This is a genomic window from Serratia sp. CY31944, assembly GCF_052169175.1.
Lineage (GTDB): Bacteria > Pseudomonadota > Gammaproteobacteria > Enterobacterales > Enterobacteriaceae > Serratia > Serratia sarumanii.
Genome location: NZ_JBJNLG010000016.1, coordinates 104627 through 119911 on the forward strand (window position 1 = coordinate 104627; position 15285 = coordinate 119911).

The following is a 15285-nucleotide window of genomic DNA, read 5'->3' on the forward strand; positions in this document are numbered from 1 at the left end:
CTTCTATATATAGAGAGAAAGCCGGCCCGGTTCAGGCGTCGGCTTTTTTGTTTTTATCCCGACCGCCCTCTTTTCAGCCAGCCACGATAAATGTTGCGCCAATCCGATGATTTCTGCTTGTGCTCTGCACCGCGGCAAGTAACATAGCCATTACCCCCATATTCTTGGGTTGTAAGCTATTTCTAAACCAAATTATTAAAGAGAGAAATCTATGAGCGTAGTGCCTGTAGTCGACGTACTGCAAGGTCGTGCTGCGGTTGACAGTGAAGTCACCGTACGCGGCTGGGTACGTACCCGGAGAGATTCAAAAGCTGGTATCTCCTTCCTGGCCGTCTATGACGGTTCCTGCTTTGATCCGTTACAGGCCGTCGTTAATAATTCTCTGCCGAATTATCAGGATGAAGTGCTGCACCTGACCACCGGTTGCTCAGTTGAAGTTACCGGCAAGGTCGTCGCCTCACCGGGCGAAGGCCAGAGCTTCGAGCTGCAGGCTACCGCGATCAACGTGGTCGGCTGGGTAGACGATCCGGATACTTACCCAATGGCGGCCAAACGCCACAGCATCGAATACCTGCGCGAAGTGGCCCACCTGCGCCCGCGCACCAATCTGATCGGCGCCGTGGCGCGCGTGCGTCATACCCTGGCACAGGCAATCCACCGCTTCTTCCATGAAAATGGTTATTTCTGGGTCTCTACCCCGCTGATCACCGCCTCCGACACCGAAGGCGCCGGCGAAATGTTCCGCGTGTCCACGCTGGATCTGGAAAACCTGCCGCGCACCGACAAGGGCGCCGTCGATTTCAGCCAGGACTTCTTCGGTAAGGAAGCCTTCCTCACCGTTTCCGGCCAGCTGAACGGCGAAACTTACGCCTGTGCGCTGTCCAAGGTATACACCTTCGGCCCAACCTTCCGTGCCGAAAACTCCAACACCAGCCGCCACCTGGCGGAGTTCTGGATGATCGAACCGGAAGTGGCCTTCGCTACGCTGGACGATGTCGCCGGCCTGGCCGAAAGCATGCTGAAGTATGTGTTCCAGGCGGTGCTGGATGAACGTGCAGACGATCTGAAATTCTTCGCCGAGCGCGTGGATAAAGACGCAATCTCTCGTCTGGAGCGCTTCGTCTCTTCCGATTTCGCCCAGGTGGACTACACCGACGCCATTGAGATCCTGCTGGCCTCTGGCCAAACCTTCGAAAACCCGGTTTCCTGGGGCATCGATCTCTCTTCCGAACATGAACGTTATCTGGCGGAGAAACACTTCCAGGCGCCGGTGGTGGTGAAGAACTACCCGAAAGACATCAAAGCGTTCTATATGCGCATGAACGAAGACGGTAAAACCGTCGCGGCCATGGACGTGCTGGCGCCGGGCATCGGTGAAATCATCGGCGGTTCGCAGCGTGAAGAACGCCTCGACATGCTCGATCAACGTCTGGAAGAGATGGGCCTGAATAAAGAAGACTACTGGTGGTATCGCGATCTGCGCCGCTACGGCACCGTGCCGCATTCCGGTTTCGGCCTGGGTTTTGAACGTTTAATCGCCTATGTCACCGGCGTGCAAAACGTGCGCGATGTGATCCCGTTCCCACGCACACCACGTAACGCAAGCTTCTAATTCATACGATCAAACGTTTTTTAAACGATTTCGTTACAAAACAAAGGCCAGCCTCGCTGGCCTTTCGCATTTTTTAATATTGACGCACATCACAAAGTTCCCGAAAAATTACATTTAGTTACACATACTTTCCTTTTGCAACCTGATTGGGACATTGGTATCATTTTCGTCCTAGATTAACCCGCCTGTGAATGGAACACTGCGTTCAGACACAGGACGACACCAATCTATCAACAATAGTTCCCAAAGAATTATTGGCGGCAGTGGCAAAGGTGTCCGAATAACACCAATGAGGGTAATAATGATGAAGCGCAACATTCTTGCAGTGGTTATCCCGGCTCTGTTGGCTGCTGGTGCAGCAAACGCAGCTGAAATCTACAACAAAGACGGCAACAAGCTGGATCTGTACGGCAAAGTTGACGGTCTGCACTACTTCTCCGACGACGAAGGCAATGACGGCGATCAGACCTATGTTCGTTTCGGCTTCAAAGGTGAAACCCAGATTACTGACCAACTGACCGGTTACGGCCAGTGGGAATACAACGTTCAGTCCAACCACGCCGAATCTCAGGGCACCGAAGGCACCAAAACCCGTCTGGGCTTCGCCGGTCTGAAATTCGCTGACTACGGCTCCTTCGACTACGGCCGTAACTACGGCGTACTGTACGACGTGGAAGGCTGGACCGATATGCTGCCAGAGTTCGGTGGCGATACCTACACCTACTCCGACAACTTCATGACCGGCCGTACCAACGGCGTTGCGACCTATCGTAACAACAACTTCTTCGGTCTGGTTGACGGTCTGAACTTCGCCGTTCAGTACCAGGGCAAGAACGAAAACGATGGCCGCGCGCTGAAGAAACAAAACGGCGACGGTTGGGGCCTGTCTTCAACGTATGACATCGGCGAAGGCGTAAGCTTCGGTGCTGCATACGCGTCCTCTGACCGCACAGATGCCCAGACCCGTCAGTCAACCGCTGGCGGCGACAAGGCTGACGCTTGGACCGTGGGCGCGAAATACGACGCCAACAACGTCTACCTGGCAGCGATGTACGCAGAAACCCGCAACATGACTCCGTATGGCGATTTCGATAGCGGCATTGCGAACAAAACTCAGAACTTTGAAGTGACCGCACAGTACCAATTCGACTTCGGTCTGCGTCCAGAAGTGTCTTACCTGCAGTCTAAAGGCAAAAACCTGGCTGGCCGTACCGCTCACGGTTCAAGCTTCGCCGGCGGCGATGCCGATCTGGTTAAATATGTTTCTGTTGGTACCACTTACTACTTCAACAAAAACATGTCCACCTACGTTGATTACAAAATCAACCTGCTGGATGACAACGAGTTCACCAAAGCAACCGGCACCGCTACCGACGATATCGTAGCCGTTGGTCTGGTGTACCAGTTCTAAGTTGTCTCGCTTAACGGCGGTTTACCGTCGGCTAAGTTAAAAAACAGGGCTTCGGCCCTGTTTTTATTTGTGTCTCCCGGTAACGTTTTATCCTGCAGATTTCCCCTTCCCCATCATTTTTTCTGTCGAATCCTTCCCGTTCACAAGATCGCGGTGTTTTTATCGCAAACGGTTGGCAAAGCCGATAACTGGCGCTACCCTGATGCTTCTGTCTGCTTAACTCCGAGATTTGGAAGCACCTGACATGTTTGAAAAAATCACCGCCGCACCCGCCGACCCGATCCTGGGCCTGACCGACATTTTCCGCGCCGACGCCCGCCCGAATAAAATCAATTTAGGGATTGGCGTTTATAAAGACGAAACCGGCAAAACGCCGGTGCTGACCAGCGTAAAAAAAGCTGAACAGTATCTGCTGGAAAACGAGACCACCAAAAACTATCTCGGCATTGAAGGCATCCCGGCTTTCGCCAGCTGCACGCAAGAGCTGCTGTTCGGCAAAGAGAGCCCGATCGTTACCGCGCGGCGCGCGCGTACCGCACAGACGCCCGGCGGCACCGGCGGCCTGCGCGTGGCGGCAGACTTTATCGCCAACCAGACCAGCGCCAAGCGCATCTGGATCAGCAACCCAAGCTGGCCAAACCACAAGAACGTCTTTAGCGCCGTGGGCCTGGAAGTGCTGGAGTACGCCTACTACGACGCCGCCAACCACGCGTTGGACTTTGACGGCCTGCTGAACAGCCTGAAACAGGCGCAGGCCGGTGATGTGGTGCTGTTCCACGGCTGCTGCCATAACCCGACCGGTATCGATCCAACGGCGGAACAGTGGGCACAGCTGGCTGAGCTTTCCGTCGCCAATGGCTGGCTGCCGCTGTTCGATTTCGCCTACCAGGGCTTCGCCAACGGTCTGGAAGAAGATGCGCAGGGCCTGCGTATTTTCGCCGCCAAACACCAAGAGCTGATCGTTGCCAGCTCCTACTCGAAAAACTTCGGCCTGTACAATGAGCGCGTCGGCGCTTGCACCATTGTGGCTGCCGATGCCGAAACCGCCGATCGCGCCTTCAGCCAGGTGAAAGCGGCCATTCGCGCCAACTACTCCAACCCGCCGTCACACGGCGCGGCGGTTGTCGCCACCATTCTGGGCAACGATGCGCTGCGCGCGATGTGGGAGCAGGAGCTGACCGACATGCGCCAGCGTATTCACCGCATGCGTCAGCTGTTCGTGAACACCCTGCAGGAGAAAGGCGCGCAGCAGGACTTTAACTTCATCATCCAACAGAACGGCATGTTCTCGTTCAGCGGCCTGACCAAAGAACAGGTGCTGCGTCTGCGTGAAGAGTTCGGCGTCTATGCCGTGAACTCGGGCCGGGTGAACGTGGCCGGCATGACGCCGGACAACATGGCGCCGCTGTGTGAAGCCATCGTCGCCGTGCTCTAAAGGCATCGACGCAGGTCATAAATCGTAAAAAAGGGCGCTCAATGCGCCCTTGATTATTTCTGCCGGGAAATAATCGTTATCACTCCGCCGGCTCTTCGCGCAGGAACGGATTGGTCTGGCGCTCGTGGCCGAAGGTCGACATCGGGCCGTGGCCGGGAATAAAGCGCATGTCGTCGCCCAACGGCAGCAGTTTGGTGCGAATAGAGGCGATCAGCGCCTGATGGTCACCGCGCGGGAAGTCGCTGCGCCCCACGCCACCGTTAAACAGCACGTCGCCCACCAGCGCCAAACGCGCCTGCTCATTGATAAAGACGATGTGGCCCGGCGTGTGCCCAGGGCAATGCAACACCTTGAGCGTCATCTCGCCCACCTGCATCTCATCGCCTTCCGACAGCCAGCGGGTCGGCGTCAGCGGCGCGCACTCTTCCAGCCCAAACATCCGGCTCTGCGCCGGCAAACCGTCCAGCCAAAACGCGTCTTCTTTATCCGGGCCATAGATTGGCACCTGATAATGGTCCGCCAGCTCCGCCGCCGCGCCGACATGATCCAAATGGCCGTGCGTCAGCAAAATCTGGGTGACCGTCACCCCCTGCCGCGCGACTTCCGCTTTGATTTTTTCCGCTTCACCGCCGGGATCGACCAACGCCGCCTGCTGCGTGTTTTCACACCAAATCAGACTGCAGTTCTGGCTAAAGGCGGTAACGGGAATAAGATGGTATTTCATAAGGCTCCAACGACAATAACGCCGCTTCCGCAAGGGGCGGCGTTATTCACTGACGGCACAGCGATTACCAGGTCCGAACCGGGCCGGTATCGATGTGTACGAAGTTGCTACGTGGGTAATATCCTACACCACCGGCGCGCATTTTTAACGCCGCTTTGCGGATATTGCTCAATTGGATACCTTCGATGTGGAAATCCATCGCCTGGCCTTTGGTGTGGTAGCTGTGCTTGGCCACGCCGCGGCTATGCGCACGCAGTTCGTTGTTGGTGTCTACGGAACGGTATCCGGAGATCAGCTGCACCGGCTTGCTGGTGCCCAGCAGCCCCTGCAGACGATAGAGGTGATCAAACAAGCGGGGATCGATCGATTTAACCTTGTTGGCGCGATAATCGCGGAACAGATGATTTAGCCGCACCAACTCTTCTTTATTGTAACCTTTGCCGTCAAAGAACTCGGCTTTAATAGATTCACCGGTATTCAGGTTATTCAACACTAAAATACGCGGTCGAGCGGTGGAAATACTGGCAAACGCCTGCCCTGGAAGCAGCGCTATGCCCATAGCGGCGCCACCTAGCGCCAGCCATTTACGGCGGTGATGATCAATTTTGTCCATGACTCTGTTAAACCCGGCAAGAATGTCAAAATAAATGCACAAAGCAGCGCACTGTCCGAACCATAACCGCCTGCGTATGCTGAGTCAACCCGCGATACGCCTAGGTTTACAGGCCCCCGGCTACGAGGGCCTGCGGTATAGCCAAACATTCTGACCGTTATTTATTTATAATTACTGCATTTACTGCATTAATTTTTTGGCCTGAGCCAAAATTTGTGCGCCCGATCGCACCGTATTATCATAATTGTAAATATCTGTACGGAATTGCGGTTGGCCGTCATCCGAAACCCAGGCGGTCAGATAATACAGTTTTACGGGAATACGCTGGCGAATATTCACATAAGTGGTATTCCCTTCTTTCAGCGTGGAAGACACGCGGCTGTTGTTCCAGCCGGCGTCCTGCAGCAGCATATTCGCCAAATCGGAAGCCTTGTTCACCCGCACGCAGCCGGAGCTGAGCGCGCGGATGTCTTTCTGGAACAGGCTGTGGTTCGGGGTATCGTGCAGGTAGATAGCGTCCGAGCTCGGCATATTGAACTTGAAGCGCCCCAGCGAGTTGGTCGCGCCCGGCGCCTGACGCACGCGATACGGGAAGTTGCGCGCAGAGACCATGCTCCAGTCGATCATCGCCGGGTTGATCACTTCCGCATCGTTGCTCCAGCCCGACAGCACGGTATAGCCGTGTTTCTGGAAGTAATTACCGTCACGCATCGCCTTCGGCACGATGTCCTCACGCACCAGGGTAGTCGGCACGTTCCACGGCGGGTTGACCACCACGTTGTTCAACGCGCTGCTCATCAGCGGCGTCTTGCGGCTCGGCCGCCCGACGATAACGCGGGAAGACAGCACCTCATTGCCGTTCTGGTAGTAGGTCAGCGAGTAGTTGGGAATGTTCACCATGATGCCGGTGCCGACATGCCCCGGCAGGATCCGCAGGCGCTGGATATTCAGCGCCAGCAGCGCGGCGCGGGTTTTCGGTGACACGTTGAGCCACTCGCGGGTGCGCACGCCGATCACGCCATCCGCCGTCAGCCCTTGCCATTTCTGGAAGCGCTTGACGCCCTCCACCAGTTCGTCGGTATAGAGGTTATCGCTCACCACGCTGCCAATCTGTGGCGGCGTCTGTTCCGCGGTCAGCTCCGTCACCGGCGCTGCCGATGGGCTGACCGTCACGCGGCTTTTCTCTTCGTCTACCGTCAGCCCGCCGTCGTCGGGCTCATTGATCTTCGCCGAGACCACCGCCGGTTCCGGCTCCGCTTCCGGCGCCGCGGCGGCGAGCATACCGGTGCGCGTCAGGATCTCACGCAGCGCCGGAATATCATTGCTCATTTGGCCTGGACGCAGGCTCGGGCCGCTGCCCACCTGCGGCCAGGGACGATTGTCCGCCAGCATGTCGCGCAGCGCCTGATGCATCTTGGCGTATTGCGGATGCTGCGGCGCGAGCGAATTCACGTAGCTCAGAGTACGCGCCTGGCGCACCGCCAGCTGCCATTGGTTGATCACCGCGGTGGGCGGCAAGCCAAGCTTGTAGGGAATATTGCTGTACAGCCAGTTGTTGCCGTTGGCACCGATGGCGGAGACGAACTGCAAATAGCCCAGCATCGCATCGGACAGCACCGCATCGCGGCCCGCTTCACTGAGCGCCGGATCGGTCAACATCTTCACCCATTGGGTGAACTGCGGCTGCACGCCGGACATCGCCAGCTCGGCCAGCTGCTGCTGAAATTGCTGAACGGCTTCGCGATCCTGCCACATCGGCTGCATGTGATTCGCCGCATACAGCGGCGCCAGCGTGGACAGGTAGTGCAAATCCATGCCGCGCGGCAACGCGGCCAGCAGTTCAGAACGGCTCTGCGCAACGGACATGCCTGCTGATGCCACCGGCAACGCCGGGACGGTGGCCGATGCGGAAAACGACGACACAAGACTACAGGCGATAGCGCCACTCAGCGCCAAACGTCGTAGAGAGTTTCCCTTTTTAAGCAACATCCCTTGCCCCCTGTATGCTCACAAAAAAAACGTCAAAAACTGCATATAGTTTCAGTATACAAACAGAAAGGCCGTTTCGCCCTGCGGGCGCCGAATAACTGTTTATGTGATTAAACTAACCGCTTTTCAACGGATAAAAAAGCAGGACTATCATCCACGCGCACAAAAAAATAGCCACCCTGCGGCGGCTATTTTCGGATTTTTAGGGCGTTTTTCTGCCTTACGGCGTTTCAACCGCCGCAGCACCCAGCGCCGGCGGCTCGCCGGCGAAACCGCGCAGCCCCACCACGTGCACATGCTCGTGGTTCTGGAACACCTTACGCACCAGTTTATAGGTGGTGCCCTTCTCCGGGCTGATGTTTTCCGGCGCCGCGATGATCAGCTGCATCTCCAGACGGTCGCACAGTTCGAACAGCGTAGCGATCGACTTGGCATCCAGACGCGCCGCTTCATCGAGGAACAGCAGGCGGCACGGCGAGATGTCTTTGCCGCGCAGGCGACGGGATTCTTCTTCCCAGCTCTGCACCACCATCACCAGGATTGACATCCCGGTACCGATGGCTTCACCGGTAGACAACGCGCCGCTTTCCGCACGCAGCCAGCCGTCGGAGCCACGGTATACCTCCACTTCCATCTCCAGGTAGTTGCGGTAGTCCAGCAACTCCTCGCCGATGGTCTGTGGCGTGCGCTGCCCCATGTCGATCTGCGGATTCAGGCGCTGATACAGTTTGGCCAACGCTTCGGAGAAGGTCAGGCGGTTGCTGTTGAACAGATCCTGATGCTGTTCCTGCTGCTCGGAGAGCACGTCCAGCAGAGTGGCGTGCGCTTCGCGCACATTGACGTTCAGCCGCACGCTCTTCACCTGGCCGAAGGAAACGGCCTGCAGCCCCTGGTTCAGCATGCGAATGCGGTTCTGTTCGCGCTGAATGGTTTTGCGAATGATGTTGGCCACGCTTTTCGAACTGATCGCCAGCTTCTGCTCGCGCGCGGTCAGCTCTTCGGTCAGACGGCCCAGCTCGATTTCCATCTGTTCGATGGCCTCGACCGGATCGTCGGTGCGGATGATGTCCTGACGGATGCGCTCGCGCAGGTGCTGGTACACCGCGATATAGAACTGAATCTTACGCTCCGGCCGCTTCGGATCTTCCGACAGACGCAGCACGTCGCGCAGGTGTTCGTTATCCGCCACCGCCAGACGCAGCGCGCCGAGCGCCTTATCCGACATCGAGCGCAGCTCGTCGCCATCCATATACGCCAGCTCACGGCGGTGCAGGCGGCGTTCCACGCCGTTGTCTTTCACCAGGCGCATCACCGCGCACCAGCCCGCCTTGGCGGTCACCACCTGCTCGCGCAGCTGATGATAATCGCGTTCCAGCTTGCGCAGTTTCTTCTGCAGGCCGTCCATTTCGGCTTCGCAGAAGGTCAGCTGTTTTTCCAGCTGATTGCGGCGAGCGCGGTTGTTGCTCAGCGCCGCATGCAGTTCGTCGCGACGCGCGCGGGCGCGCGCTTCGGCATTGGCGTCGGCCTGCACGCCGATGTCCACCAGCTCCTGGCTCAGCTCTTTCAGCATGTCGCGCTTGGCGTCGTACGAGCTTTTCAGCGAAGCCAGCACCTGACTGTACTGGGTGAACTGGGTTTGATACTGGCGCAGTTGCTCACGGGCGCGGGCGCGTTCGGCTTCCGCCTGCTCCAGACGCTGGCGCAGCTTGTCGTTCAGATCGTTGTTGGCATTCTGCATGCCGGCAGAGTCGGTGTAGCTGAAGTGCGCACGACGCTGCACCACCTCAGTTAGCGCGAACGCCTGCTGTTTCGCCTGACGCTGCACGCTTTGCGCCTGCGCGTAATCCTGCTGCAGCTGTTCATGCTGCTGCGGATCGCTCTGCAGCACCGACAGCAGCGGCTCCAGCTTGGCCAGCGACACGCCGTGCTGCTGAATATGACGCGCGGCGTCCTGCGCTTCTTCCAGCTCTTCGCGCATTTCGTCGACGCGGTCCTGCAACGTTTCATCGTTCAGCAACGACACCAGCGGCATCAGGCGGTTGAGCGCGGAAATACCCTCTTTGGCCTGATCGTACTGCTGACGCTGCTGCTGGTTCTGCGCTTCGTGATTGTTCAGCGCGCGTTCGATTTCGCCACGGCGGGCGTTCAGGCTGCGGATCTCCGCTTCCGGGTCGGCGTCGAACGCCACCGCCAGATGGGTGCCGATAAAGCGGCTGAAAGCCTGGTGCGAGCGCTGGGTTTTCTGCACGTCGAACGACAGCGTGGCATAGCGCTCCGCCAGCGTTTCACGCTCGGCATGCAGCACTTCCAGGCGGTTTTCGCGCGCCGCGCGGCCGAACAACGGCACTTCCGGGTAGCGGGAGTAACGCCACTGGCGATCGGCGATTTTCACCACCACCGCTTTTTCCTGCTCTTCGACGGCGAATACGCTGTCATCGAACGACTGCGGATCCCCTTCGATCAGGTAGAGATCTTCCGGGCAATCTTCCAGCCCTTCCAGCATCTCGCGCACCAGCGACAGATCCGGCACCACGATGGCGTGGCGCGAAGGGCCGTACAGCGCTGAGAAGTAAGGCGCGTCGTCGATGGTGACGTCATCGTAAATTTCCGACAGCAGCACGCCGCCGAAACGTTCGGCCAGCGTGACCAGGCGTTGATCTTCCGCGCCGCCCGGCTGGCTGAGACGTTCGATCTGCGCTTCCACTTCACGTTTGCGGGCCGCCACTTCGTCGCGCTCGACGGTGGTTTCACGCTCGCGCTCCAGCAGCTGCTGCATGTATTCGGTCACCTGCTGGCTGTTTTCCAGCGGCTCTCCGCTCTGATCGCTGAGCTGGCTCAGAGCGTCCTGCGCCGCCAGCCACACCGGCGCGCGCGCCGTCAGCTCACGGATGCGCTGCTGGATCTGCTCCAGCTCCTGGCGCATCTCCATGCGGCGCTCGCCAGCTTCGCTGACGTTCTGCGACAGCGCTTCCAGGCGCTCTTCCAGCTCCTGCTGCAGCATGTCGAGATCGTCCGGCTGGTACTCTTGGCCATGGCGTTTGCAAAACTCTTGCAGCAGGCGCTCGGCGTCCTGCTGCGAGCGCAGGCGCTGTTCCAGTTCGCTCAGGCGCAGGCGCAGCGGCTGAACGCGCTCGGCGAGGTGCTGCTGCGAAGGCCAGTCGCGCAGCAATTCGCGCGCGCACTGCCAGGCTTCGCTGCGGCTGACCTGGCCGGCGATTTTACCCACCAACTGATAGGCCTGTTCGAACTGGCCGTGCGCGGCGTCGGCCACGCTCAGCTTCTGTTCCAGCATCAGCAGCGCTTCGGTCGCCTCCTGCTCGCGGGCCTGGAAGGTATCCAGCCACTGTTCGGCGTTGTCTGCGGTCAGATCCGGCAGTTGGCACAGCGCGCGTGCGCGCTCCAGCGCCTGCAGCGCCTGCTGATACTGAATGGCGCGGGTCTGCTGCACGTCGAGCGCCTGCTGGTAGTCGGCCAGCTGGCTCTTCAGCTCATCCACTTCCAGCTCGGCCGCTTCGGCGCGCGCTTCGTTTTCGGCCTGTTGCTCGCTGGCCTCGGCCACCACTTCGTTCTGCTCTTCCAGACGGTAGGTCAGCTCTTCCAGATCGGCTTCATAGCGTTCGATCTTCTCCTGCTGACGCATCGCCGTCTGCACCAGATTCAGGTGGTCGCTGGCGGCCTGGTAATCGGTTTCCAGATCGGATTCGGCCCCGCTCTGTTCGCTCAGCTCACGCGCCATTTCCACATGGCGATACTGTTCGGCGGCCAGTTGCTTGCGGCTGCCCAACAGATCGCTGCGCAGCGCCAGCGCACCGTCCAGATGGATGCGGCGTTCGTTGGCGTGGCGCATATAGTCTGCCGCCACATAGGAAGTGGCCTCGGAGATCAGATGCTTGAACAGATCGCGATCCGACTGGGTGACGCGGATCGCTTCCAGCGTCATGCGGTTTTCGCGCAGCGCCGCTTCCATATCCTGGAACGCCTTGCGCACGCCGCTGTTTTCCGGCAGCAGGTAATCGCGCAGCGAGCGGGTGATAGCGCTTGAGATACCGCCGTACAGCGACGCTTCAATCAGACGGTAGAATTTGCTGCGATCGGCGGATGAACGCAGGCGTTTCGGGATCACGCCCAGATCGAACATCAGCGAGTGGTAATCGGTGATGGAGTTGAACTGCTTGAACTGCACGCCCTCCATCTCTTCCACGCGATCCTTCAGTTCCTGCAGCGACAGCACGCGCGCCTGGCGCTCACCCACGGTCTGGGTCAGCAGCTCGGTCGGCTGCACCGCGGTCGGCAGGCCCTGAATGGTGAACGGTTTGATGTCGACCTTGCGATCGCGCCCCGCCACCTGCTGCAGACGCACGCCGACCACCACGCGCTGATGGCGCGAGTTGACGACGTCGAGGGTGGAGTAACACACGCCGGCGCGCAGCTTACCGTGCAGGCCTTTATCGCGCGAACCGCTGGTGGCGCCCGCTTCGGTGGTGTTACGGAAGTGCAGCAGCGTCAGATCGGGGATCAGTGCGGTGACGAAAGCCGCCATGGTGGTGGATTTCCCTGCCCCGTTACCGCCGGACAGCGTGGTCACCAGCTCATCCAGATCAAAGGTGCGGGCAAAGAAGCCGTTCCAGTTAACCAGCGTCAGCGAGCGAAATTTACCGCGTTCAATCATTCCTGTTCATCCTCTGCACCGTCAGGAGCGTTATCAACCTGCTGATCCTCAGCCTCATTCTCATCGTTCAGCGACAGGCTGGTTTCAACCGGCATCGCCTCGCCGTCGCGAATCATGCGCAGCTGCGCTTCACGCGGATCGTCGCCGCTGCGCACGTCGGCGCCGAAGCGGAACACCGCCTCGGTAATGCGGAACTTGCTGCTGTCATTGCCCATGAAGTAGACCATGCCAAGGCGGCGCAGGCGGTTCAGCGAGGTGCGCACCTTTTCGTGCAGCTTCTGCCGATCGAGATCTGAACCGGTGGAGCGCTGGTTGACGAACTTCAGCAGCTTGTTCTCATCGGCCAGGCTCAGCAACTCGTCGTACAGCTCCTGATGGCTGAAAATGCCTTCGTGCGCCAGGCGCTCGGGGCTGAGGTACAGGTAGCACAAGATCTTACCCACCATCATATCCAGCTCGGACAGCACCGAGCGCGGGATCAGCGTGGTAGAGCGCGGGCGCAAATAGAAGAAACCTTCCGGCGCCCGAATCAGCTCGACGCTGTAACGGGTGTAAAATTCTTCCAGCTCATCCTGGAAATCCATTAAAAAGGCATGGTTGTCCAGCTCATCGATACCGATGTGACGACCCGCGCGCAGTTGGCTGTCCAGCGCCGGGAACAGCGAGTTGGACAGTGCCTTGGCCAGCTTGACTGGCATTACTTGTTCAATATTTGTCGATGACATGGGCCTGGACCTTGGCTCCGTAATCATTGATTGCCTGCCATTCCGCCGGCAACCCTGAGAAATCTGCTTCAGCCACACCGAGGCGCACTGCCTGGTCGACCACTAAACGTGCCACGTCGAAATGACGCGCACGCGGATATTGCGCCAGATAATCGCGCATCACCGCTGCAAGGTTGAGCGGCATCTGCTGTTCCTGATACACCTTCAGCGCCTCTTCGATCATCGCCGCCAGCTGTTCGCGAATTTCGCTGAACTCTTCGAACTCCAGATCCGGCGGCAGTTCCCCCGTCACTTCCTCGCTGCGCAGCGCCAGTTCTTCGTCGCGCATATCCAGCAGACGATCGGCATTGGCATGGGTCAGCGCCCACGGGTGGTCGAAATAGGTTTGCACCGATTGGCGCAGGCGTTGGGCGAACACGCGGTTTTTATCCATATCGATAGCGGTACGGATAAATTTATGCACGTGGCGATCGTAGCCGATCCACAGGTCAATCGCCTGCTGGCCCCAGCTGATGATGCGATCCAGCTTGCTTTGCAGATCGAACACCAGCTTGTCGACGAAGCCCAGCTCCACGTTGCCGAGGGTGGCGTCCTGGATACGCAGCAGGTTGGCCTGCAGCTTGTCGCCCGCCGCATCCAGCGTATCCTGCAGCTCGCGCAGGGTGCCCGAGGTTTCCGACAGCAGCATCTCGCAGCTGGAGATCGCCGCCCGCCAGTCTTTGCTCAGCAGCGCCGCGATGTCGTTTTTCACGCTCTGCTGCTGCTCGTCCATCACGCGTTGGGTCATGTCGATGCTGTCGAAGATTTCCGCCACCGAATATTTCAACGGCGCGAACACGTTGCGGTGCCAATGGAAATCGTCGCCGCCCTCGTCGGCGGCGTCGGCGGCGCGCTTGAGCTCCTGCGCCACGATCGACAGCTGCATCGACAGACGCAGCGTGGAGAATTCGCGTTGGCGAATATAGTAATCGGTAATGCCGATGCCCAGCGGCGTGAGGCGGTAAATCGCGTTACCGTCCGCCAGTTCGCTGGTAAAGCGGTTCAACAGGCGCTGGCGCACCATGTCGTTGATCGCATTGTTGGCGCGCATCGCCACCGTTTCATGCGTCTGTTCAAAACCCTTACTGACATGGCGAAATGCATCAACCAGCTCACCTTCGCTCATCTCGCCGTCCAGCCGTTCGCCGTTCAGGGTGGCGATGGCGAGCAAAAATGCGAGACGCTCAGTAGGGAGCGAAATAGAGAAATCATTTTTCCGTGCCCAGGCGACCAGTTCGGGTACTGTCTGGGAAAATTCACTCATAGTTCGTCCTTCAGGTTTGGTTTATGCGCCATGACGTGAATATAGCGCCCCAAACTCACGTACGGCTCCTGCCGGCAATAGTGCTGTTCAAGCGCCAGTAACTCTTCAAATTTTTGTGTTTGCAGCTGTCTGCTCTGCAGATAGTCGTGGAACACCCGCACCCCGGTTTTGCCGCTGATGCGCATGCCCAGCTGTTCCAGCCAACCGTAGACCAATAGCGGATCGTGCGGATATTGCGGCGACAGCGAACGCTTGCGGCGCCGCCTGACCTCGGGATCCACCAGTTGGAAATTACCCAACACCACGTTGCGCATCAAGAGGCCGTTGGCGTTGAAGAACATCAGCGACAGCGCACCGCCCGGCGTCAGGCAGTCATACAACGCCCGCAGCGCCGCTTCGGGCTCGGCGATCCATTCAAGCACTGCATGAAACAATATCAGATCAACCGGCTGTTCCAAATGTTGAGCGATATCCTGCGCAGAACTTTGTACGAATTGCATGTTCTGGCTCACACCTTTCTGCTCCGCCAGCTGCGCGGCGCGCTGGATCATCTCACCAGAAAGATCGCACAACAACACCTGATGTCCTAATTCTGCCAGTTGGCAGGCCATATGGCCTTCACCGCCCCCGGCGTCGAGGATGCGCAGCGGCCGCTGCGGCAACTGCGCCAGCAGCCCGGTCAGATCCTGCCAAACCACCGCCTGGCGGATTTTTCCTTTCGTGGTGCCGTAAATATTACGCGCAAATTTTTCAGCAATATCGTCAAAATTGCGATCCTGCATGGACAACGGCTCCGCTGATCTC

At 58.6% G+C, this 15285-nt stretch carries 10 protein-coding genes; 3 read left to right on the plus strand and 7 right to left on the minus strand.

Translation table 11 applies throughout. The features are described from left to right. The first annotated feature begins 211 nt into the window (after nt 1-211). From asnS to ACJ8IN_RS17120, 3 genes are all read left to right on the plus strand, one after another. On the plus strand, nt 212-1612 hold the full coding sequence (gene asnS / locus ACJ8IN_RS17110; protein WP_033637870.1) for an asparagine--tRNA ligase: 1401 nt from the start codon (nt 212-214) through the stop codon (nt 1610-1612). A gap of 301 nt (nt 1613-1913) precedes the next feature. Next, nucleotides 1914-3023 carry a porin OmpC gene (gene ompC, locus ACJ8IN_RS17115; protein WP_047568313.1) on the plus strand — a complete coding sequence of 370 codons (1110 nt, stop codon included), beginning with the start codon at nt 1914-1916 and terminating at the stop codon, nt 3021-3023. 244 nt (nt 3024-3267) lie between these two features. Further along, nucleotides 3268-4458, plus strand: a complete 1191-nt coding sequence (locus ACJ8IN_RS17120) for an amino acid aminotransferase (RefSeq protein WP_164134103.1) — start codon at nt 3268-3270, stop codon at nt 4456-4458. Nucleotides 4459-4537: 79 nt separating this feature from the next. Here the strand turns inward: ACJ8IN_RS17120 and ACJ8IN_RS17125 are convergent, their stop codons facing one another. The 7 genes from ACJ8IN_RS17125 to cmoM form a co-directional block, all read right to left on the minus strand. Further along, entirely contained in the window at nt 4538-5182 is a 645-nt protein-coding gene (locus ACJ8IN_RS17125; protein WP_308325577.1) for an MBL fold metallo-hydrolase, read from the minus strand. A 64-nt stretch (nt 5183-5246) separates the two neighbouring features. Next, a complete protein-coding gene (locus tag ACJ8IN_RS17130; RefSeq protein ID WP_033637866.1) occupies nt 5247-5795 on the minus strand; it encodes a YcbK family protein in 549 nt (182 codons plus the stop codon). A gap of 180 nt (nt 5796-5975) precedes the next feature. After that, nucleotides 5976-7784, minus strand: a complete 1809-nt coding sequence (ldtD, locus tag ACJ8IN_RS17135; RefSeq protein WP_049233767.1) for a L,D-transpeptidase — start codon at nt 7782-7784, stop codon at nt 5976-5978. A 220-nt stretch (nt 7785-8004) separates the two neighbouring features. Beyond that, nucleotides 8005-12453: a chromosome partition protein MukB gene (gene mukB / locus ACJ8IN_RS17140; protein ID WP_060451443.1), complete on the minus strand. Its 4449-nt coding sequence runs from the start codon at nt 12451-12453 to the stop codon at nt 8005-8007. Next, the gene (mukE, locus tag ACJ8IN_RS17145; RefSeq protein ID WP_033637863.1) at nt 12450-13178 is read right to left on the minus strand and encodes a chromosome partition protein MukE; all 729 of its coding nucleotides are present in this window, start codon (nt 13176-13178) and stop codon (nt 12450-12452) included. Before mukE ends, mukB begins: the two co-directional genes overlap by 4 nt. Further along, nucleotides 13159-14481, minus strand: a complete 1323-nt coding sequence (mukF, locus tag ACJ8IN_RS17150) for a chromosome partition protein MukF (protein WP_004928228.1) — start codon at nt 14479-14481, stop codon at nt 13159-13161. The genes mukE and mukF overlap by 20 nt, the downstream gene beginning before the upstream one ends. Further along, on the minus strand, nt 14478-15263 hold the full coding sequence (gene cmoM, locus ACJ8IN_RS17155) for a tRNA uridine 5-oxyacetic acid(34) methyltransferase CmoM (RefSeq protein ID WP_033646604.1): 786 nt from the start codon (nt 15261-15263) through the stop codon (nt 14478-14480). Before cmoM ends, mukF begins: the two co-directional genes overlap by 4 nt. Nucleotides 15264-15285: the final 22 nt, after the last annotated feature.

Coding starts and splice junctions, on each gene's coding strand:
- mukF (WP_004928228.1), bottom strand. CDS start 14,481: ATGAGTGAATTTTCCCAGACAGTACCCGAACTGGTCGCCTGGGCACGG.
- asnS (WP_033637870.1), top strand. CDS start 212: ATGAGCGTAGTGCCTGTAGTCGACGTACTGCAAGGTCGTGCTGCGGTT.
- ompC (WP_047568313.1), top strand. CDS start 1,914: ATGATGAAGCGCAACATTCTTGCAGTGGTTATCCCGGCTCTGTTGGCT.
- ACJ8IN_RS17120 (WP_164134103.1), top strand. CDS start 3,268: ATGTTTGAAAAAATCACCGCCGCACCCGCCGACCCGATCCTGGGCCTG.
- mukE (WP_033637863.1), bottom strand. CDS start 13,178: ATGTCATCGACAAATATTGAACAAGTAATGCCAGTCAAGCTGGCCAAG.
- ldtD (WP_049233767.1), bottom strand. CDS start 7,784: ATGTTGCTTAAAAAGGGAAACTCTCTACGACGTTTGGCGCTGAGTGGC.
- ACJ8IN_RS17130 (WP_033637866.1), bottom strand. CDS start 5,795: ATGGACAAAATTGATCATCACCGCCGTAAATGGCTGGCGCTAGGTGGC.
- ACJ8IN_RS17125 (WP_308325577.1), bottom strand. CDS start 5,182: ATGAAATACCATCTTATTCCCGTTACCGCCTTTAGCCAGAACTGCAGT.
- cmoM (WP_033646604.1), bottom strand. CDS start 15,263: ATGCAGGATCGCAATTTTGACGATATTGCTGAAAAATTTGCGCGTAAT.
- mukB (WP_060451443.1), bottom strand. CDS start 12,453: ATGATTGAACGCGGTAAATTTCGCTCGCTGACGCTGGTTAACTGGAAC.